The 19718-nt window shown below is 58.8% G+C and carries 21 protein-coding genes; 9 read left to right on the top strand and 12 right to left on the bottom strand.

Annotation, left to right across the window (positions count from 1 at the left end; genetic code table 11):
• Positions 1–162: 162 nt before the first annotated feature.
• The 6 genes from V1T76_RS10765 to V1T76_RS10740 form a co-directional block, all read right to left on the bottom strand.
• Positions 163–1119: a methyltetrahydrofolate cobalamin methyltransferase gene (locus tag V1T76_RS10765; protein WP_006931643.1), complete on the bottom strand. Its 957-nt coding sequence runs from the start codon at positions 1117–1119 to the stop codon at positions 163–165.
• A complete protein-coding gene (locus V1T76_RS10760; RefSeq protein ID WP_330560656.1) occupies positions 1120–2013 on the bottom strand; it encodes a methylenetetrahydrofolate reductase in 894 nt (297 codons plus the stop codon).
• Positions 2006–2308, bottom strand: a complete 303-nt coding sequence (locus tag V1T76_RS10755) for a virulence factor (RefSeq protein WP_040438943.1) — start codon at positions 2306–2308, stop codon at positions 2006–2008. The genes V1T76_RS10760 and V1T76_RS10755 overlap by 8 nt, the downstream gene beginning before the upstream one ends.
• 113 nt (positions 2309–2421) lie before the next feature.
• Complete coding sequence (locus V1T76_RS10750; RefSeq protein ID WP_330560655.1) at positions 2422–3090, bottom strand: DUF1638 domain-containing protein; 669 nt, start codon at positions 3088–3090, stop codon at positions 2422–2424.
• 5 nt (positions 3091–3095) lie between these two features.
• A complete protein-coding gene (locus tag V1T76_RS10745) occupies positions 3096–3800 on the bottom strand; it encodes a corrinoid protein (protein WP_330560654.1) in 705 nt (234 codons plus the stop codon).
• Between the two features lie 178 nt (positions 3801–3978).
• Entirely contained in the window at positions 3979–4596 is a 618-nt protein-coding gene (locus tag V1T76_RS10740; protein WP_330560653.1) for a TetR/AcrR family transcriptional regulator, read from the bottom strand.
• Positions 4597–4683: 87 nt separating this feature from the next.
• Between V1T76_RS10740 and V1T76_RS10735 the strand changes: the two genes are divergently transcribed.
• Positions 4684–5193 carry an anthrone oxygenase family protein gene (locus V1T76_RS10735; RefSeq protein ID WP_330560652.1) on the top strand — a complete coding sequence of 170 codons (510 nt, stop codon included), beginning with the start codon at positions 4684–4686 and terminating at the stop codon, positions 5191–5193.
• Positions 5194–5454: 261 nt separating this feature from the next.
• Here V1T76_RS10735 and V1T76_RS10730 read toward each other — a convergent pair whose 3' ends face one another.
• Complete coding sequence (locus V1T76_RS10730; protein WP_330560651.1) at positions 5455–7125, bottom strand: formate--tetrahydrofolate ligase; 1671 nt, start codon at positions 7123–7125, stop codon at positions 5455–5457.
• Between the two features lie 144 nt (positions 7126–7269).
• Complete coding sequence (locus tag V1T76_RS10725) at positions 7270–7638, bottom strand: hypothetical protein (protein WP_330560650.1); 369 nt, start codon at positions 7636–7638, stop codon at positions 7270–7272.
• A gap of 132 nt (positions 7639–7770) precedes the next feature.
• Here V1T76_RS10725 and V1T76_RS10720 point away from each other — a divergent pair, with 132 nt between their 5' ends.
• The 3 genes from V1T76_RS10720 to tdh all read left to right on the top strand — a co-directional run bounded on the left by V1T76_RS10720 (position 7771) and on the right by tdh (position 10791).
• Positions 7771–8331 carry a helix-turn-helix domain-containing protein gene (locus tag V1T76_RS10720; protein ID WP_330560649.1) on the top strand — a complete coding sequence of 187 codons (561 nt, stop codon included), beginning with the start codon at positions 7771–7773 and terminating at the stop codon, positions 8329–8331.
• 235 nt (positions 8332–8566) lie between these two features.
• On the top strand, positions 8567–9754 hold the full coding sequence (locus tag V1T76_RS10715; RefSeq protein ID WP_330560648.1) for a glycine C-acetyltransferase: 1188 nt from the start codon (positions 8567–8569) through the stop codon (positions 9752–9754).
• Positions 9751–10791 carry an L-threonine 3-dehydrogenase gene (gene tdh, locus V1T76_RS10710; RefSeq protein ID WP_330560647.1) on the top strand — a complete coding sequence of 347 codons (1041 nt, stop codon included), beginning with the start codon at positions 9751–9753 and terminating at the stop codon, positions 10789–10791. Before V1T76_RS10715 ends, tdh begins: the two co-directional genes overlap by 4 nt.
• A gap of 124 nt (positions 10792–10915) precedes the next feature.
• Here tdh and V1T76_RS10705 read toward each other — a convergent pair whose 3' ends face one another.
• The gene (locus tag V1T76_RS10705; RefSeq protein ID WP_330560646.1) at positions 10916–11119 is read right to left on the bottom strand and encodes a YgaP family membrane protein; all 204 of its coding nucleotides are present in this window, start codon (positions 11117–11119) and stop codon (positions 10916–10918) included.
• Positions 11120–11373: 254 nt separating this feature from the next.
• Here V1T76_RS10705 and V1T76_RS10700 point away from each other — a divergent pair, with 254 nt between their 5' ends.
• Both V1T76_RS10700 and V1T76_RS10695 read left to right on the top strand, forming a co-directional pair.
• Positions 11374–12438: an NUDIX domain-containing protein gene (locus V1T76_RS10700; RefSeq protein WP_330560645.1), complete on the top strand. Its 1065-nt coding sequence runs from the start codon at positions 11374–11376 to the stop codon at positions 12436–12438.
• Positions 12439–12494: 56 nt separating this feature from the next.
• Positions 12495–13901 (top strand): nicotinate phosphoribosyltransferase, encoded by a 1407-nt coding sequence (locus V1T76_RS10695; protein ID WP_330560644.1) that lies wholly within the window; start codon positions 12495–12497, stop codon positions 13899–13901.
• Positions 13902–13974: 73 nt separating this feature from the next.
• On the opposite strand, the gene V1T76_RS10690 is transcribed toward V1T76_RS10695, so the two are convergent.
• On the bottom strand, positions 13975–15192 hold the full coding sequence (locus tag V1T76_RS10690; RefSeq protein WP_330560643.1) for a winged helix-turn-helix domain-containing protein: 1218 nt from the start codon (positions 15190–15192) through the stop codon (positions 13975–13977).
• 240 nt (positions 15193–15432) lie between these two features.
• Between V1T76_RS10690 and V1T76_RS10685 the strand changes: the two genes are divergently transcribed.
• Both V1T76_RS10685 and V1T76_RS10680 read left to right on the top strand, forming a co-directional pair.
• Positions 15433–16209 carry a substrate-binding periplasmic protein gene (locus V1T76_RS10685; RefSeq protein ID WP_330560642.1) on the top strand — a complete coding sequence of 259 codons (777 nt, stop codon included), beginning with the start codon at positions 15433–15435 and terminating at the stop codon, positions 16207–16209.
• Between the two features lie 38 nt (positions 16210–16247).
• Complete coding sequence (locus V1T76_RS10680; protein ID WP_330560641.1) at positions 16248–17015, top strand: sulfite exporter TauE/SafE family protein; 768 nt, start codon at positions 16248–16250, stop codon at positions 17013–17015.
• A gap of 137 nt (positions 17016–17152) precedes the next feature.
• On the opposite strand, the gene V1T76_RS10675 is transcribed toward V1T76_RS10680, so the two are convergent.
• Together V1T76_RS10675 and V1T76_RS10670 are read right to left on the bottom strand one after the other, a co-directional pair.
• Positions 17153–18187, bottom strand: coding sequence for a GlxA family transcriptional regulator (locus V1T76_RS10675; RefSeq protein ID WP_330560640.1), 1035 nt, complete (start codon positions 18185–18187; stop codon positions 17153–17155).
• 117 nt (positions 18188–18304) lie between these two features.
• On the bottom strand, positions 18305–19150 hold the full coding sequence (locus tag V1T76_RS10670; protein WP_330560639.1) for a LysR family transcriptional regulator: 846 nt from the start codon (positions 19148–19150) through the stop codon (positions 18305–18307).
• 108 nt (positions 19151–19258) lie between these two features.
• On the opposite strand from V1T76_RS10670, the gene V1T76_RS10665 reads away from it, so the two are divergent.
• Entirely contained in the window at positions 19259–19699 is a 441-nt protein-coding gene (locus tag V1T76_RS10665; RefSeq protein WP_330560638.1) for a hypothetical protein, read from the top strand.
• The last annotated feature ends 19 nt before the right edge of the window (positions 19700–19718 follow it).

Below are 19718 nucleotides of genomic sequence, written 5' to 3'. Positions count from 1 at the left end.
CTGACGACGACTTCAAGTCTCGCGATTTGAAACGTGCCCCTTGACACGCAAAACCCCTCCCCCTTGTGGGGAGGGGATTGGGGTGGGGGTCCCATCCTAAATTTGGTGAAAAGCCACCCCGTTTGCGGCGAGGAAAGAACCGCAAACTGTTTGTCTGGAAGGTCAGCCTGCCGAGCGGCGGGCTGCGCGGCCTCCGCGGCGCCGGCCGCCGGCGGACGCTCCGCCTTCGGACGGTGCTGCGACAGCACCGGGAGCCGCCGGTTGGTGGTCGCGGTAGGCCATGATCCATTCCTGGCAGTTCGGGTCGGCACCGTTGAGCACGTTGGCAGCACGTACGGCTTCCATTTCCTGCGGGCGGCAAGGGTTCATGATCGCGGACGTCATGCCGGCACCGATGACCATCGGGATGAAGCCGGCATTGATGCCGTGGCGATGCGGCAGGCCAAAGGAAATGTTGGAAAGACCACAGGTGGTGTTGACCTTCAGCTCCTCACGCAGACGGCGCAGCAGACGAAATACCTGCTGACCGGCCGTTCCCATGGCACCGATCGGCATGACCAGCGGGTCCACGACAATATCGTGTGCGGGAATGCCGTAGTCGGCCGCGCGCTGGACAATCTTCCTGGCCACCTCGAAGCGTACGTCCGGGTCTTCCGAAATGCCGGTCTCGTCGTTGGAGATCGCCACCACCGGCACGTTGTATTTCTTGATGAGCGGCAGGATCGCTTCCAGCTTTTCTTCTTCACCGGTCACGGAGTTGACCAGCGGACGGCCCTTGGCAACCGCAAGACCGGCCTCGATGGCGGCGGTCACGGATGAATCGATAGACAAGGGAACGTCGACAAGCTCTTGAACTATCTCAAGAGTTTTGACGAGCAGTGGCGGTTCGGTCTCGTTCGGATTGACCGCGGTGACACCGGCGTTGACGTCGAGCATGGTCGCGCCCGCGGCCACCTGGGCCAGGGCGTCGGCCTTGACGGTTTCGAAGTTGCCTTCGGCCATTTCCGCCGCCAGCTTCTTGCGGCCGGTCGGGTTGATCCGCTCGCCGATCACGCAGAAGGGCTGGTCGAAACCAATGATGATTTCCTTGGTGGCGGAGGCGACAACAGTGCGGGTCATTTATGCGCTCTCATTGGCAGTCAGGATTGAAGACGAGGTCTGAAAAGACCAACTCCCGCGGCTTAGCAGCCACTCAGCGGTTTTCTGGATGCCGCCGAAGGGATAGGCGTGAATCTGGGCCAACTGGGTATCGGGCTGGCTGGTGACGCGGGTCTCCAGCGGATCGACCATCGTGTCCGGGTCGTAGCCCGAAAGCATGGAGACAACCGCACCGCCGCGTTTTTTCAGGAAGTTGAAGGAGTTTTCAACACCTGCAAAAGCGGCGTATTTCAACAGGGTCGTCATCTTGGCCGGACCGGCAACGCCGACATGAACCGGAAACTCGTTACCCCATTCGCGCAGCTCGTCCAGCCACAGGCTGACCCGGTGCGGATCGAAACCGAACTGGGTGACAATCCGGAACTCGGCATCGCTTTCGCGGGCGAGTTCATGCTTGCGCTGCAGGAAGCTTTTGATCACCTCCGGCTTGATGTCCGGAGCGCCTTCAGGGTGCCCTGCAACGGCGATCTTCCTGATGCCGAGCTTGTCGAAGAGGCCTGTCTCCAGAAGGGCAACGGACGAGGTGAGGGGGCCTGCCTTTTCGGCTTCGCCCGCAATGGCCAGAACCTCGGTCACACCGGCTTCCTGGGTCAGGCGCGTGATGCGGCGCTCGAAGTCGTCGCGGCTGGCATAGCGGCGGGCTGCCATATGCGGAACGGCGGTCAGCCTGTTGTCGCGCAGGGTGCGGGCGGCATCGATGATCATGTCTTCCGAGCAATTGCCCAGGTCGGTGACATAGATCTGCGTGCCGGCCGGAATAAATTCCAGAAGCTCGGTCTTTTCGACCACCTGCTTGGGAGACATTTCGGTGGAGGCGGGAAGCCGCCCATTGGCCAACAGGCGCTGATCAGTCATGTTCCGAGCCTCCATTTGCGAGCAGGGTTTTCAGTCTCTCTTTCGGATAGGCAGAGACCAGATCGGTCAGGGCCGCGTCCGCTTCCGTTTCAAGGTCGTCCGAGACGGACACCGGGTCGGTCCGGCGCCACTCCGCCATGTAGGCGTCGCTGTCCTTCGCACCGATCCGCATCGCGCAGGCGTCAATGGCTTCCATGAACATTGCCGGCAACTCCCGTCGGGCGGATTTACGCCCCTGTTTCACCAGGATCTGTGCCGGGATATCCCGCCAATAAACGATGATTTTCTGCGCCATTCTCGGAACTTCCTCCTGAGAAACATAATTGCCGGAAGCTGGCTTACCCAGGACGCCTGATACCGGCATCATCACGTGAAAAACCGACTTGTCCGGATGCTAATTTGCGACGCTTAGTCCGCCGGGCCCTTGCCCAGAAACGGCTTGAGCAATCCATAGCCCGTCCGGCGCATTTCAAACGGCAGGCCGAGCCTGTCCGCAGCGCGACGTGCCGCATCCTCAAGTGCCGGGTCGTCGGTCTGGGCGAGGTAGAGAACGCGGGTGTAATGGGCGAAATACATGTCCCGCAGGTGCGGGTGCCAGTCGAGGCCCAGCGGCTCGATGACCATCGTCTGGAAATGCCGGGCCAGGAAATCGGTCAGATAGAAAGTACCGAGCTGGTCGTCTTCCATCTGGTCGAATTCGTCTATGCCGGTGAAAAAGGCATAACAGTGCGCACCCTCGATGCGCCGCGTACCGGTTTCTTCCAGCACCCTGTCGAGCAGGCCGCCAGTGCCGCAATCGCCATAGGCCACCAGAATGTCGGAGTAGGTGTCCGCGTTCTTCAGGATGGTCCGGCGGACTTCATCCGGGATCTTGTCCGGGGTGTTATGCAGCTTCGCCGGAAGGCAGGTGATGTCGAGATGATCTAGGCGGTTCTTCTCGCGAATGGCGACGATCTCGCGCGCAAGTGCGCCGCAGGCAATGACAAGAACGCGGCCGACCTTGTCGTCCGCGCTCCCATCCGTCTCGACCGGAAAGAGAGGCTCGCCCACCAGCATTTCGGCAGCCTCCTTGAACATTGTCGTCAGCCCTTGTTGGCAAGCATGTTGTGGCGGCGTGCGATCAGATCTTTCGCCATTTCCACAGCAACGGCCGCGTCGCGGCAATAGCCGTCCGCACCGACAGCTTCACCGAATTCCTCGTTCAGCGGTGCGCCGCCGACGAGCACGATATAATCATCCCGAATGCCCTTGGCCTTCATTTCGTCGATGACGACCTTCATGTAAGGCATCGTGGTGGTCAGCAGGGCCGACATGCCGAGAATGTCCGGCTGGTGCTCTTCTATGGCAGCCAGATAGTTTTCGACAGGGTTGTTGATGCCGATGTCGATCACTTCAAAGCCGGCGCCTTCCATCATCATCGAGACGAGGTTCTTGCCGATGTCGTGGATGTCGCCCTTCACTGTGCCGATGACCATCTTGCCGACCTTCGGTGCACCGGTCTCTGCCAGCAGCGGACGCAGGATGCCCATGCCGGCTTTCATGGCGTTGGCAGAAAGAAGCACTTCAGGAACGAACAGGATGCCATCACGGAAGTCGACGCCGACGATCCGCATGCCTTCGACCAGAGCCTTTGTCAGGATGTCGTAGGGAACCCAGCCGCGTTCCAGAAGAATGTTCACGGCCTCCACGATTTCATCCTGAAGACCGTCATAAAGGTCATCATGCATCTGCTCGACGAGTTCGTCGTCAGAGAGGGAGGCGAGATCGATATCGTCTTCGTCAGACATGGGTAGCTCCAACCAGGCGCAACAGGCCATCAACTTAGTGTAAAACCTTATGCCTCAAGCCGGATTCGCCGATATCTCCAAAGCGACACGGCTAGTCGTTTACGCGACAGGTAAATCAAGCCTGGCCCTTCAACGCCGATTTTGCGCACCGACGGGAAATGTTTGTAGCTGTCTGAACTTACGAGGCGTTGGCAGTATTACCGTTTGAAAGCAGCCGCACCGCCTTCCACGCGTTGTCCGCGCGGGCGTTGATGTCGGTTTCCGGCAACTGTGGTAGCGCTCTGGTCACTAGCCGGATTTGAAGATCCCCGATCAGAAGGGACAGGTAGAGTTCGGCGGCTGCCGCCGTTTCAATGTCTGCCAGAAATCCCTGGTCCTGCACCTGCGCGATAAGATCCTGCACGAGCGGCAGGACCGCGTTGCGGCCGCTTCTTGCAAGCGCTGCCCCGAGCGTGCCCGTGGTATCGGCAGCCGCTGCGCGGTTGAGAGCGATCGCGGCGGGGTTCGTCAGGACGCCCAGAAGACTTCGACCAAAGGTTTTCAGCGCTTGCTCCGCGGAGGAGGCGTTGCCGGAACAGTTTTTCAGCGCCTTGCGGATGTCCTCAGCGTTGCGGTCTACCAGCGCCGCGAACAATCCGGTCTTGTCGCCATACCAACGGTAAAGCGTTTCATTGGAGGCCTTTGCTTTTCTGGCGACCGCCAGCATCGACATGTTTTCATAGCCTTCCTCAAGCAGCAGCTCGACCGCCGCTGTTTCAATGGCCGTTTTCCGTCTTTCTCTGGCTTCCGCCCGCATGCCGGTCTCTCCGTTGCTTGCCTGAAACCGTAATCAATGTTACGGAAAATACAATCCGTACACTAAATTACGGTTTTGGAGGCTGCGATGTATAGACTTGCGCTTGGTACCGGTCTTCTGACTGTGCTGTTTGCCGGGGCCATTTTCGGTTTCTTTTACGCCTGGATCTGCTCAACCATGTGGGGCCTTGATGCTGCTGATCCCAGGATCGCGATTGCGGCAATGCAGGCGATGAACGCCTCGGTTCGAAACGCGGTCTTTGCCCCCGCCTTCTTCGGCACGCCCCTCGTTCTCGCGCTTGCCGGGGTGTTCAGCCTGATGTCGGCGCAGCGCGCAGCGGGAGTGTCCTTTTTCGTGGCTGCCCTTACCTACGCCCTCGGCGGTATGGTGCTGACATTTCTGGTCAATGTGCCGATGAACCAGGAACTTGCCGGGATACCGGTTCCGGAGGACCTGAAGGAAGCGGCAACGCTCTGGCGGTCCTATTCCGAACCGTGGCAAATGTGGAACCAGACCCGGGCGGTCTTTTCGGGTCTTTCACTCCTACTGGCAGCAACTGGACTTGTCTTGCTGGGACGAAACCAGCACCGCGCTTAGCGCTGCAAACTCCCAGCCCAATCTCCACCCCCTTCGTCCTGCCATGGCTCGACCATGGCATCCACTCCGCTTCGCTTCCGCACGTGAGGCTCCCGCTTAAGGCACTGGAACGGGATGGATTGCGGGGTCGTGCCCTGCAAAGACCGGAAGAGAGGGGCTGTTGGTTTTCTTTGACAGGGGGCCGCGACAGGCAAATTCACAAGAAAAAGGCGGGGTCGTTCACCCCGCCTTGTCATGAGGGTAATCATCGCTCGTGACGGATCAGAACAGGCCTTCGATCTGCCCGTTTTCGTCCAGCTTGATCTGGTTGGCTGACGGCACGCGCGGCAAGCCGGGCATGGTCATGATTTCCCCGCAGATCACCACGATGAAACCGGCCCCAGCCGACAGACGGACCTCGCGGACCGGCAGGCTGTGGCCGGTTGGTGCACCGCGAAGCTGAGGGTCGGTCGTGAAGGAATACTGGGTCTTGGCCATGCAGACCGGCAGGTGACCGAAGCCGTCCGCCTCCCAGCGTCTGAGTTGGTCGCGCACCGACTTGTCCGCCAGCACTTCGTCGGCTCGGTAGATGCGCTTCGCGACCGTTTCGATCTTCTCGAAGAGCGATAGGCTGTCGTCGTAAAGCGGGGCGAACTGGGCGGCGCCGCTTTCGGCCAGAGCCGCCACCCGGTTGGCAAGCTCCTCCGTTCCGGCTGACCCATTGGCCCAATGGGTCGCCAGGATCGCATCGACACGATACTCGGCGCAGTAATCCTTGACCGCCTGAACTTCCGCGTCCGTATCCGCCGTAAAATGGTTGATGGCAACAACCGCAGGAACGCCGAATTGCTTGACGTTCTCGATGTGGCGGCCGAGGTTTGCGCAGCCCTTTTTGACGGCCTGGACGTTTTCGATGCCGAGGTCTTCCTTGGCGACGCCGCCGTTCATTTTCAAAGCCTTGATGGTGGCGACGATCACCACGGCGTCCGGGGTAAGGCCCGCCTTGCGGCATTTGATGTCGAAGAATTTCTCGGCGCCGAGATCGGCTCCAAAGCCTGCTTCCGTCACCACATAGTCAGCCAGCTTCAGGGCTGTCTGGGTGGCAACCACGGAATTGCAGCCGTGTGCGATGTTGGCGAAGGGACCGCCGTGGATGAAGGCCGGGTTGTTTTCCAGCGTCTGAACGAGGTTCGGCTGCATTGCTTCTTTCAGCAGCACGGTCATGGCACCGTCCGCTTCCAGCTCGCGCGCGGTGATCGCCGTCCGGTCGCGTCTGTAAGCAACGATGATGTCGCCGAGCCGCTTTTGCAGATCGTCAAGATCGGTGGCCAGGCAGAGGATCGCCATGATCTCGGAGGCAACCGTGATGTCGAACCCTGCTTCGCGCGGGAAGCCGTTGGCAATGCCGCCTAGCGAGCAGACGATGGAGCGCAGCGCCCGGTCGTTCATGTCCATCACCCGCCGCCAGGTCACGCGGCGGATGTCGATGCCCAGTTCGTTGCCCCAGTAGATGTGGTTCTCGATAAGGGCGGAGAGCAGGTTGTGCGCAGAGGTGATGGCGTGAAAATCGCCGGTGAAGTGCAGGTTGATGTCTTCCATGGGAACGACCTGCGCATAGCCGCCACCGGCAGCACCGCCCTTCATGCCGAAGCAGGGGCCGAGCGACGGTTCGCGCAGACAGATCATTGCGTTCTTGCCGATCCTGTTGAGACCGTCGCCAAGGCCGACAGTTGTGGTCGTCTTGCCTTCGCCGGCCGGGGTCGGGTTGATCGCCGTCACCAGGATCAGCTTGCCGTTCTTGCGGCCGTTGAGATTGGCGATGTACTCGGCGGAAATCTTGGCCTTGGTGCGCCCGTAGGGCAGGAGAGACTCTTCAGGAATATTTAGCCGTGAGCCGATTTCCTGAATAGGTTTCATCTTGGCTGCACGGGCAATTTCAATATCGCTGGCCATGGGGTTTCTCTCCGAAGCGTTTCCGAATTCTTGTTTTCCGGATGCGGCTATGCACCGCCCCAGCTTATGCGGGAACGCTATGGGAGAGGGCGGTGCAGCAAATGTTCCGAAAGCGACAGGATGCGCCCCGGAAGCGACGGCAGCTTAATCGGCGCGGTTGCGCAGCACTGTTACCAGAAAAACAAGCATGGTCAGGACCGCCAGAACGGAGCCGGCCTTGGCCATCACTTCCCCTTCTGCGTTGATCGCAAAGACGATCCCCGGCACAAGCACGATGACGGTGAGAACCGACAAACCGTAGTGAATGAGAGCAAGGGGCGCGGCGGCCGCTTTTGGGGCAAGAGCATAGTAAGCTCCGAAGACGGACATCATTACGAAACCGATGAGGTTCAGATGCCCATGTGCAGGTGACAGAGTGTGATCTGTGGTTGCTGACATATGGATGCCCCACGCCATGCCGATCAGGGCAAAGAGTGCGGCCGTTGCGAAATAAAGACGCGGTATCGCTTTCATGTGTTCCCCCCGGAAGACAATGGCCATTTTTGCTTTTTTTAACTGGCCGACGCGACGCTAACACGATTTGTGACAGTTGGATGACCGGAAAAGAAAATTGCAATATCTGGCGAAACGGATTTTAGTTCCGTCATGACAGATTCAGACATTCTTTCCCGCTTGCCGGCCCGCCTCAAGAAAGCGCGGCGGGCCCAGGGCCTGTCGCTGGAAGCCGTTGAAAAGCTTTCGGGCGTTTCCCGCTCCATGGTCAGCCAGATCGAGCGTGGTGAATCCAACCCGACCGTCGCGACCCTTCTCAATCTGACCAGAGCACTGAATGTCGATTTCGCAGGTCTGCTGGGAGAGGAAACCGCTGAGGATCGGGTCGAGATCGTGCATGAGCATCAGACGCCGGCGCTCGACAGGGCGGGGGACGGCTGCAGGATCCGCATCCTTTCGCCGCCGCAGGACACGGGCCGGTTCGAGATCTATGAATTGATCTTCACCGAAGGCGGCAAGCTGGAGAGTAAACCCCACGAGCGCGGAACGCGGGAACAACTGATAGCGGAAGACGGCCAGCTTGAAGTCACCTCGGGTGTCGCCAAAGGCGTCATCGGTAAGGGCGACACGGCCCGTTACGCCGCGGACGTGCCCCACTGCATTGCTGCTGTTGGCGGCCCGGCGCGGGCGATCCTGATGGTGGTTAAGTTCTGAGGGTGGCGTGCCGCATGCGCTGGCGCTGCCTTGCTTTATGCCGGTTTCCGCATGGCGGGCGTCACCGAGATGCGTTAGTATCATCGGATATTTCCTGGCCGGAAAGGCTGAGGTAGCTGCCTGGATCTCGCAAAGGTCTAGCTGCAAAAATCCGTGATACCGGAATCTGTATCTTTTATTCAGAACGAATATCCGGCATAGTGGAGGAAATATCCATTTTACCGGAGGGAGCCCCGTGTCCGATGCCTTTCTGTCGCATATTTCCGAGACGCTTAGAGAAATCGAGGCCGAAGGGCTCTACAAACGCGAGCGATTGATCACCTCGCCGCAGGGCGGTGTGATCACGGTTGGCGGACGTCAGGTCATCAACCTTTGCGCAAACAATTATCTGGGTTTGGCCGATGATCCAGCTCTTGAGGAAGCTGCTCGCAAGGCACTTGAGCCAAAGGGTTACGGCATGGCGTCCGTGCGCTTCATTTGCGGAACGCAGGACATTCACCGCCAGCTTGAACAGCGTCTGGCCGAGTTTCTCGGTAAGGACGACTCCATTCTGTTCGCGGCCTGTTTTGATGCAAACGGCGGTCTTTTTGAGCCATTGCTCGGGCCGGAGGATGCGATCATATCGGACGCGCTCAATCACGCCTCGATCATTGACGGCATTCGCCTGTGCAAGGCCCAGCGCTATCGCTACGCCAATTCCGATATGGCGGATCTGGAAGCGAAGCTGAAAGAAGCCCGGGCCGCCGGTGCCCGCCATATCATGATCGCGACCGACGGCGTCTTCTCGATGGACGGCTATCTGGCCGACCTGCCGGGAGTGACCGAACTTGCCAGGCAATATGATGCCGTCGTGATGGTTGACGATTGCCATGCCACCGGTTTCATGGGGCCGAAGGGCAAGGGCACACCGGCGCACTTCGGGGTCGATGTCGACATCCTGACTGGAACACTCGGCAAGGCGCTGGGCGGCGGCATCGGCGGCTATATTGCCGGGCCTCAGCCAGTCATCGATCTGCTGCGCCAGCGGGCAAGGCCCTATCTCTTTTCCAACTCGCTGCCACCGGCTGTGGTCATGAGCGGGCTGGAAGCCATACGTCTGGTGGAAGAAGGCGACGAGCTGCGCAGGAACCTCTTCGAAAACGCCAGCTATTGGCGAGCAGGCCTCGAAGCGCTCGGCTTCACGCTTCTGCCGGGTGAGCATCCCATCATTCCGGTGATGCTGGGCGAAGCAAAACTGGCTCAGGAAATGGCGGCTAAGCTGTTTGAAGAAGGCGTCTATGTCTCCGGTTTCTTCTTTCCTGTCGTGCCGCGCGGTCAGGCCCGCATCCGTACGCAGATGAATGCGGCCCTGACCCGGTCCGATCTGGACCGCGCACTTGAAGCCTTTGAAAAGGCCGGCAAGGCGACGGGGGTCCTGTCATGAGCAGCAACGAAATGAAGGCACTGTCGAAGTCGGAGCCCAGGGAAGGTCTCTGGATGACCCGTGCGCCGGTGCCGGAAATCGGTCCGGACGACGTCCTCATAAAGATCCACAAGACCGGAATTTGCGGCACCGATATTCATATCTGGAACTGGGATGAATGGGCGGCGAAGACTGTTCCCGTTCCGATGATCACTGGTCACGAATTCGCCGGCGAGATTGTCGAGATCGGCAAGAATGTCACCGACCTTGAAATCGGCCAGCGCTGTTCCGGCGAGGGGCACCTGATCGGACGGCACTCCCGGCAGTCTCGATCGGGCAAGTTTCACCTCGATCCGGAAACCCGCGGCATAGGCGTCAACGAGCAGGGGGCCTTTGCCGAGTACCTGCGCCTGCCTGCTTTCAACGTCGTGCTGTTGCCGGATGAGATCGACGATGAGATAGGGGCCATTCTCGACCCGCTCGGCAACGCGGTTCATACCGCGCTCAGTTTCGATCTGGTCGGAGAGGACGTACTGATCACCGGGGCAGGGCCGATCGGCATCATGGCCGCAGCCGTTGCCCGCCATGTCGGTGCGCGCAATGTCGTCATTACCGATATCAATCAGGCTCGTCTCGACCTGGCGACAAAGGTGGCCGATGTGGTGCCGGTCAATGTGGCCAGGCAAGATCTGAAAGGCATTGAAAAGAAGCTCGGCATGAAGGAGGGCTTCGATGTTGGCCTGGAAATGTCGGGTAGCCAGGTGGCGCTCGATCAGATGGTCGAGAACCTCGTGATGGGGGGGCGGATTGCGCTGCTTGGCATACCTCCCGGAAAATCGCCGGTGGACTGGTCACGCATCGTCTTCAAGGCAATCACCATCAAGGGCGTCTACGGCCGCGAGATCTTCGAAACCTGGTACAAGATGATTGCCATGCTGCAGAATGGGCTCGACGTGCGCAATGTCATCACGCACCGCTTTGGTGTCGATGATTTCGAAAAGGGGTTTGCTGCCATGAAGTCCGGCGAAGCCGGCAAGGTTGTGCTTAGCTGGACGTGAGGAGCTTGCGGACGAAGCGCACTTCATCCGGTTCAATTGCAATCGCGTGATACTGGATCGCTCTCGATCAGGTCGAGGGCGATCTTTTCGTGTGCGTTATACCTTCCGCGGGCGTCGTGTTGAGTCAGGCGAACCCGGATTTCTGCGGCAAACCCAGCTTCTTCAGGATCATCACCACCGGACAAAGGCCGGTGAATGAGGCCTGAACGAGATGGGCTCCAAGAATTCCGGTAAGCCACAACCAGTTGAGATTGACGTAGACAGCCAGCAAAACCGACGCGACGATCAGCAGGCCGACCACGAGAAGAATGGCGCGTTCGACGGTCATTGTGCTCTCCCATGTTTCATTCATTCGAAACGGGAAAATTATGCGCGCTTTTCACCTGGTTGAACAGGTGTTCGGTTCCGGTGAAACAGATTGCTGAGCGCAGGTTTCGCTTGTGCAATCGCTGCACTTTCAAGACAGGAGAAAGAATAATACTCATTTAGAGCATTATTCCCCTTGCTAATGCTCTAAATGAGTATTAGGTGTTGCGTAGCCGAGGAGTTCGGCTGCATTCCAATAATTCGAGGGAGTCTCGAATGTCCAAATATCACTACGGCGTTTTTGTCGGCCGTTTTCAGCCGCTGCATACGGGCCATGAGGCCGTCATCAGAGCCGCGCTGAACGAAGTCGATACGCTGATCGTGCTGATCGGATCTTCCGGTCAGGCACGGACCCCCCGAAACCCTTTTACCTACACCGAGCGTGAAGAGATGTTCGCCAAGGTGTTCAAGCACGAACTGACCACTGGCCGGCTGATCCTGAAGCCCGTTTCGGACCATCCCTATTCGGACGCGGCGTGGTGCGCCGAGGTCCAGCGGGCCGTCAACGAAACCGTGCTCGCCCATTTCAACAAGTGCGGTGTCGTTTTGCATGGCTTGCAGGACATCAGGATAGCGCTTGCAGGCTACGGCAAGGACCGCACGAGCTATTATCTGAAGCTGTTCCCCGAGTGGGGCAATGTGCAGTTGGCCAGCCAATACGGCACTTTCTCGTCGACAGACGTGCGCAGGCAGTTGTTCCAGCGCATCCCGGTAATCTCCCGGTCGGTTCTGTCTGACGGCGTAGCGGAATGGCTGGAAACTTTCGTCATGACGGAAACCTTTCGCGCGCTTCTGGAAGAGGCCGAGTATCTGGAAGCCTACCCCCGGCAATGGGGCAGGGGGCCGTTCGTGACGGTCGATGCTGTTGTCATCCAGTCCGGCAACATTCTTCTGGTCGAGCGCGGTCAGGCACCGGGCAAGGGATTGTTGGCTCTGCCCGGTGGGTTTCTTGATCCCAGCGAAAGCATCAAGGATGCCGCAATCCGCGAGTTGAAGGAGGAAACCGCCATCAGCGACCACAAGGGCGAAATTCCCCCTGCGATGCTGGCATCCTTCATCGACGGCACCAAGACAAGGGTCTTCGACCATCCCGACCGGTCGCTGCGTGGTCGCATCGTCACCCACGCATTTCTGTTTCGCCTGCCGGAACGGCGCGAACTGTTTTCCGTTACCGGTGGGGACGATGCCCGGTCAGCCAATTGGCATCGCCTGGGAGATCTGGAGCCCGAGCAGTTCTTCGAAGATCACTGGTCCATCATCCAATTGATGGCGGACCTGTAACAGCGCCTGCGGGGGAGGCCCGCAGACAATCGCATCTGTCACGTGAGGAGTTCACAATGACAAATCCACTTCTGGCGACCGATAGCTACAAGCAGTCGCACTTCAAGCAATATCCGCCCGAGGCTCGCAGGATCTCGGCCTATCTGGAAGCAAGGCCCAATCCCTTTTCGGATAGCGTCCTGTTCTTCGGGCTGCAATCCTACCTCAAGGACGTCCTCCTGAAGCCGATCACCGCCTCGGACATCGAAGCGGCAGCACGCATCTGTGCGGCCCATGGCGTTCCTTTCAACCGGGACGGCTGGGAACAGATCCTGACGGATCACGGCGGTCTGTTTCCGCTGGAGATCAAGGCTCTGCCGGAAGGAACGCTGGCACCGAGCGGTGTGCCCTTGGTGCAGGTGGAAAACACCGACGAGCGCATGCCCTGGCTGACCACCTGGGTGGAAACCGCCTTGTTGCGGTCGGTCTGGTATCCGTCGACGGTCGCGACACTCTCCTTCAAATGCAAGGAGATCCTGTATCGCGGTCTTCTGGAAACCTCTGAGGATCCAGCCGGACAGATCCCGTTCAAGCTGCATGATTTCGGCGCGCGCGGGGTTTCCTCTGCCGAAAGCGCCGCACTTGGCGGCATGGCCCATCTGGTGAATTTCTCGGGCACCGACACCATGGAAGCTCTGGAAGCGGCCATGACCCGGTACGGCGCGGATGTGGCGGGTTATTCGATCCCAGCCGCGGAACACTCGACCATGACCAGTTGGGGACAGGAACGTGAAGTCGACGCCTACCGGAACATGCTGGTGCAATTTGGCCGACCTGATGCGTTGGTGGCGGTCGTTTCCGACAGCTACGACCTCGGCAACGCTGTCGAGAACCTTTGGTGCGGGCGGTTGAAGGATGAGGTGCTCGCCTCAGGCGCGACGGTCGTCATCCGCCCGGATTCCGGAGATCCGGTCGAAATGCCGCTGAAGGTCATGGAGACCCTTTGGCAGCACTACGGCGGTTCGGAAAACAGCAAGGGCGCACGTGTGTTGCATCCCTCGGTACGTGTCATTCAGGGGGATGGCATGAAGCTCGATACCATCAGGCAACTGGTGGAAGAGCTGGTGCGTCGCAAATGGTCTGTCGACAACATTGCCGTCGGCATGGGCGGCGGTCTGTTGCAACAGGTCAACCGGGACACGATGCGCTTTGCCATGAAGGCAAATGCCATGAAAACCGTGGACGGCGCCTGGCGTGATGTCTCCAAGACCCCGGTCACCGATCCCGGCAAGACCTCCAAGGCCGGGCGGCAGGCGACGGTTCTAGAAAACGGCGTGCTGACTGCAGTTCGTCTCGAGGAGCTCGGCAGCAGAACCGACCGGTTGCAGACGGTCTACCGCGATGGTGCACTGGTGAAGGACTGGACCTTTGATGAGGTCCGCGAGCGGTCCCATCAGCATCTGCTGGAGCGGGTCGCAAGTTGACCTCTTGATTGCCAATGGGGCTGGCCGGGGGAACTCGGCCAGTCCTTGAGCCAAAGACGCCGACGGTTACCCCCTAAAGGGCCGTCCGTTGCCAGTCCGGCTCGTAGGTGATGTGGGAAACGCCGGCAAAGCGGGCAGTGCGTTCAAGCTCCGCCTGAAGCTTCGCCTCACGGCCCTTCGAGGCTCTGATGCCTTGCTCCGGCCAATAGGCCCGAACGTGAAGCCTGTCCTCGCTTCTCAGCGCCTTCATATCGATCCGGCCGATCAAACGGTCTCCCTCCAGGACAGGGAAGACATAATAGCCGTATTGGCGCTTTGGCTCCGGAACGAAGATCTCTATCCGGTAGAAGAAGCCGAAAAGCCGTTCGGCACGCTTGCGGTCGCGTAGCGCCGGGTCGAAGGGGGACAGGATGCGCACGCGCGAAGGTGGCTCGGGAAGCGCATCAAGGCTGTTGAGCGTTTCCGGATAGGCGAAGACCTTTCGCCAGGATCCGTCGACAGACTCAACCTCAATCTCGGCAATCGTACCCTCGGCCAATGCCGCCGTGCACCAGTCCTTGGCTTCCTGGGGCGTGATCAGCTCCCAGAAGGCCGCAATCTCGCCGGAGGTCGCGAAACCCAGCCGGTCGAGGGCGGAGCGTGCTGCCCAATCCGTCGTTTCACCGAAATCATGTGCGGCGTTAAGATGGTGGGCCGGAATGACCCGTTCCGTGAGGTCATAGACTTTCTGAAATCCATTCCGGCCGGAAACCGACAATTCACCAGTGCGCCAGAGAAACTCGAGGGCGGCCTTCGAGGGGTGCCATTCCCACCAGCCGCCACTGCTGCGTTTTTCGTCTTCACCGACAGTTGCCGACGTGACCGGGCCATCGTCGCTGATCCGTTTGAGTATCTCGTCGAATTTCCGCTCAAATTCGTTCTGGTGCCAGTTGCGCCACCTGTTGATGAGGTTTTCCTTGTCCCGGCTGAACCGCAAGCGCCAATGCGGGAAGAACTCGGTCGGTATGACGGACGCATCGTGGGTCCAATGCTCGAAAAGATGCCGGTCACGCTCGGTGAGAAGTTTGAGGTTCTTCTCCTTGTAGGCAGGTCGTCTGGCGGCCAGGATCATGTGGTGGGCACGGGCGACGGTGTTGATGCTGTCGATCTGGACGAAACCGAGCTGGTCAATGACGGCCGCAAGATCGTCCCCTTTTCCGCTTCCCTTGGGGGCGGAGGCAAGGCCGTGTCTTTCCAGGAAAAGGTGCCGCGCGAGACGATTCGGCAGCCGGGTCAGGGAGAAGGCATTCATGAAACGACGCTAGCATCTTCCTCGGCTCAACAAAACGATCGCCAATCAGGCATTGTCACTTTTATCGGTGTGGATAATGCGGTTGGCAAAGAGCGATAGATAAATACAACGCAGATACACGTAAAACGTGCTTTTTTGATTGACCGGTTAGTCAAAAGAAGTTTCACTTGAGTGCCTGACTTCAATCGAGGCGTTGTTCGAGCGGTCAAAATGAGTGTTTTCAATCGATTAGGAAGGAGATTGTGCATCACGGCTCTGGCGTATGCGGCTTTGTCGCTGGCGCCTGCGAGCTCTGCGGAGACAGATGGCTGCTCAACGGTCAAGCTGAACGGATCAAGCGTCTGGTACCCGGTCTCGATGCGTCAGCAGGCTGACGGCAGTCTCAAGGGCGTGTTTCCGGACCTTGCCCTGGATGTCTTTACCGCCCTGGGCGTGCCGTTGATGGTCGGATCGGAACTTCCCTGGAAGCGGCTTTTGACATTGCTGGAGCATGGGCAGATCGACGTTCTCGCCGGGGCATATCTGACCGATGAGAGGCTTGCAAAATATGGTGTTAGCCTGCCGGTGATGGAGGAAGAAGTTAGCGTCATTGTCCGTTCCAATCTCGCTGTCCGTCCACAATCTTTGAAAGACCTTGCGGGACTGAGAGGCGTTGCGCCGTTTGGAGCGACGTTCGGCGAGGAATTCGAGAACTTTGCCGCAGCCAATCTAGCAATCGAAAGACAGCCGTTCGAGGACTTCAAAACCAATGTTCTTCTTGTGGCGGAGGAGAAGGCCGACTACCTGATAATTGCTCGCCAGGAAGGCCTGATGATGATCAAGGAGGCGGGGGTGGAAGGCAAGGTCGAGGTCTTGCCGTGGGTTGCTTCAGTCAACACGCTTCATTTCCTGTTCTCCAGGGCGACGCCGTGTATAAAGATGCTGGAAGCGTTTGACGAAGAACTGCTTCGCCGCCGGGAGACCGGCCAGTTGGAAGAGCTCATCGAAGACTACACTCTGCCAACTGGCGACGGGTAGCAGAAACAAGAGACCCACATGCAAAATCAGGTAAGCGCGTGACGGATCTGGGAGCATCCGGCCTTGGGTTGGTTTTCGTTGCCGTCGCGGTGTTCCTCGGTGCCGGGTTCGTCAAGGGGCTCGTCGGGTTCGGGCTACCAACAATCGGGCTTGGCCTGATGACCGTATTTGTCGGTGTCGAAAAGGCGATGGTCCTCATTCTGTGGCCGGCATTTCTGACCAACCTTTGGCAAAGCGTGTCCGGAGGCTACCTGCGCGTTCTTGTGCCTCGCCTCTGGCCATTTCTGGTTTCCGCCGTCGCAACGCTTGCTGGCGGAACCTTCATCCTCACACAGTTGCCGGACGGGGCCGCCGATCTTCTGCTCGGACTTCTGATGGTTTTCTATGCGGTACCGATGCTGGCGGGTCTTGTGCTGCGTATTCCGGAACACCGGGTCATCCCGGTGGGTGTGGCCATCGGGCTGGTCAACGGTGTCATGTCAGGCCTGACAGGGTCCTATACGGTGCCCGGGGTCATGTATCTGCAGGCACTTGGGCTCAAGCGGGACGAGTTGATCCAGGCGATGGGTCTCCTGTTCCTGTTGTCGACGATTGCGCTTGGTGTATCGCTTGGTGGCTTCGGGCTGATGGGGGGACAGGAAGCGCTGGCCTCTGCAGCGCTGGTCGTTCCGGCACTCTCCGGCGTCTGGGCCGGACAATTCACGCGGCGCAGAGTGTCTGAGGCAGGCTTCCGCCGCCTCGTGCTCGCCGCCATCCTTGCGCTTGGCCTCTATCTCATTCCTCTCGGCCTCTGGCGGCTGTTCTAGCTTTTCCAGTAGATGGGGAGGCTGGGTGACGATCTCCCGTTTGGCCGGGATGACAATGAAGAGGCATTTTGGAGCTAAACGCTGAAACGCCGCGGAACCCGCGGCGCTCACACTCCCATGACGTTGGCGAATTTGTCTTACTTTGCGATCAGCCGCATGGGTGTGGCCGTGCCGACACCGGAGGTCGGCTTGGTGTTGGCCCACTGGTAGGACTGGCGCTCTTCCGTCGGTGTGCACAAGAAGCGCTCACGGTAGCACTTGGTGAAATGAGACGTTGACGCGAAACCGCAGGCAAGCGCAACGTCCAGCACCGGCCGGCTGGTCCGGCGCAACAGGTCCCGCGCTGTTTCCAGGCGCAGACGCAAATAGTACTGTCCCGGTGTGCAATTGAAATGCCGGCGGAACAGACGCTCCAACTGGCGGGGCGACAGGTTGACCGTCATGGCGAGCTGCTGGCAGCTCAGCGGATCTTCGATATGCAGATCCATGATCCGGATCGCGTCGAGGATCTTGGCATTCGAGATGCCGGTCCGGGCTTCGATGTCGTGGCGCTGTGCAGATTCGCCCGAACGCATGTTCTGGTAGAGCGCAACTTCCGCGACCTCATGGGCCAGATAGGCGCCATGTTGGATGGCGATCAGGCGGAGCATCATGTCGAGCGAAGCCATGCCGCCGGCGCAGGTGATGCAGTTGCGGTCGATCGCGAAGATGTCGGAGGTCACTTCGACATCCGGAAACTCTTCCCGCAGGGACCTCAGGTTCTCCCAATGGATGGTGCAACGGCGGCCGTCCAGCAGATGATACCGGGCAAGCAGATAAGCCCCGGTGCAGATGGCGCCGAAAGTGCGGCCCATGGCATTCAGACGACGCAGCCTGTTGCCGAGTTCCGCGTCCAGCGGCAGGCGTTCAACGTCGATGCCGGTGCACAAAAGTGTAATATCGGCATCGTGCAGGTCGCGAACAGATTTTTTGACCGCGACCTCGCAGCCATTGCTTGCCGTGACTGGATTTCCGTCAAGCGAATAAGTCGTCCACTGGTAGTATTCTCTCCCCAGAAGGCGGTTTGCTATTCTCACAGGCTCGATAACGCTCGCGAAAGCGTTCATGGAAAACCGATCCATGAGCACGAATGCTATTTTCTGGCCTGTTTCTTCGTGCGCGCGTCCGGACATTTACTGTGCCTCAGTGGAAGGTATTATTGCTGTTTGTCTTTGGTTTTCAGCAAGTTTTGCAGTTTGTATTTATCTGTCAAATAAAAAACGCTTACAAAACTGATATTATCGCAAATGTCATAAACGAATTGGCGATGTTGCCCAGCCTGTCATCCAGATGCGGAACATTTCATCGGCAAATGTCGTCTTTTTAACCGCGACGCCAACGCTGCGGCGCTCAAGGCCCTCATGGTCCAGTGGAATCCCCGCAAGAGTGCTTTTCAACTTCAGATGACCGGCCGGCAAAATGGCGGCACCAAACCCCAGGCCGGTCAGTTCCAGCACCTGCTGATCGTTCACGGCTTCTGCGGATATTTTTAAGGGGGCGTCTGCGAGGGCGAATTCGGCCAGCATTGCATCGTGCCTGGGGCAATATCTGCGGGAGACCAGTGTAACCGATCGCAAGTCTTCGATCGTAATCCTGTTCCGTCCCGCCAGCGGATGAGACCTTGTGACGGCAAGGACATAGGGCTCTGTGTAAAGTTCCGTATACCTGTGCCCTTTCGGGGCGCAGACCTGGTCGACAATTGCGAGTTCCGCATCCGCCGCCGCCTGCTCGAAACGCAATTCCAGCGTGGGGCAGGAGGTGCGCAAGGCATGAAACGCGCCTTGATAGGCGGACAGCAGAACATCGGGAGCCGTGTAGAGGCTGAGATGCAGTGGGGGCTCTTTGAGGAACCGGCGTTCCGCGTCCCCGACAGCACGAAGGATCGACTGGGCATGGTGATAAAGATCCCTGCCGGCCGGTGTCGGGCGTAACCCCATGCGCGAACGAACAAATAGAGGCGTTCCCAATGTGTCTTCGAGTTTCTGCAAGGCTTGCGACAGGGAAGGTTGGGAAATGCCATGCCCGGACGCTGCTGAACTGATCGTTCCCAGTTCAAAGGCGCTGACGAAGTAGCGGAGTGGGGTTACTTCAAGCATAGGCTAAACCTATATCAAGGATAAGTAGTATAGGTCTATACTATGAAAATGCGGGAGTGCACAACTTTGCCTGTCAATCACATCGTCCGGTATTGAAGGAACCCGCGCATGAATTCCACACTCCCTCTATCTCACTCGGAAACCTTTCCGCTTGCACGCACGGAGCGGATCGCTATTCACCGCGTGCTAGACCTTTTCGAAAAGGGCTCTTCCGAATTGTTCGCAGAACTGTCGGATCAGCTCGATTTCCGTATCGATCATTACCGTGATGAAACCGATGTTTCCTGGCAGGTCGCCTCGGGCCCGGCGGAGATATCAAATGTGCTGCAGCGCCTTGCACGGGAAGTGTTTCCGAAAGGGACACATGTGCTCGGGCTGGCTTCCCAAGCCTTGGGGCAGGGGTGGTTTTTCACCCGCTTCGAACAGCGTTTTTTCTATCCCGTCAAGGACTGCGAGTGCGAAAGTGTCACTTATATCGTCAGCCACGAAAGCGACGGAAAGCTCGATTTCTTCCGGGAAAACGTGACCTACGTGGCGGCGACAACCTGACAAGTAAGGCTTAAGCCTC

This window comes from Roseibium sp. FZY0029, assembly GCF_036350355.1.
In the GTDB taxonomy this organism is placed as follows: domain Bacteria; phylum Pseudomonadota; class Alphaproteobacteria; order Rhizobiales; family Stappiaceae; genus Roseibium.
The sequence above is the reverse complement of the archived record's forward strand: the minus strand, read 5'-3'. Positions and strand labels throughout refer to the sequence as shown.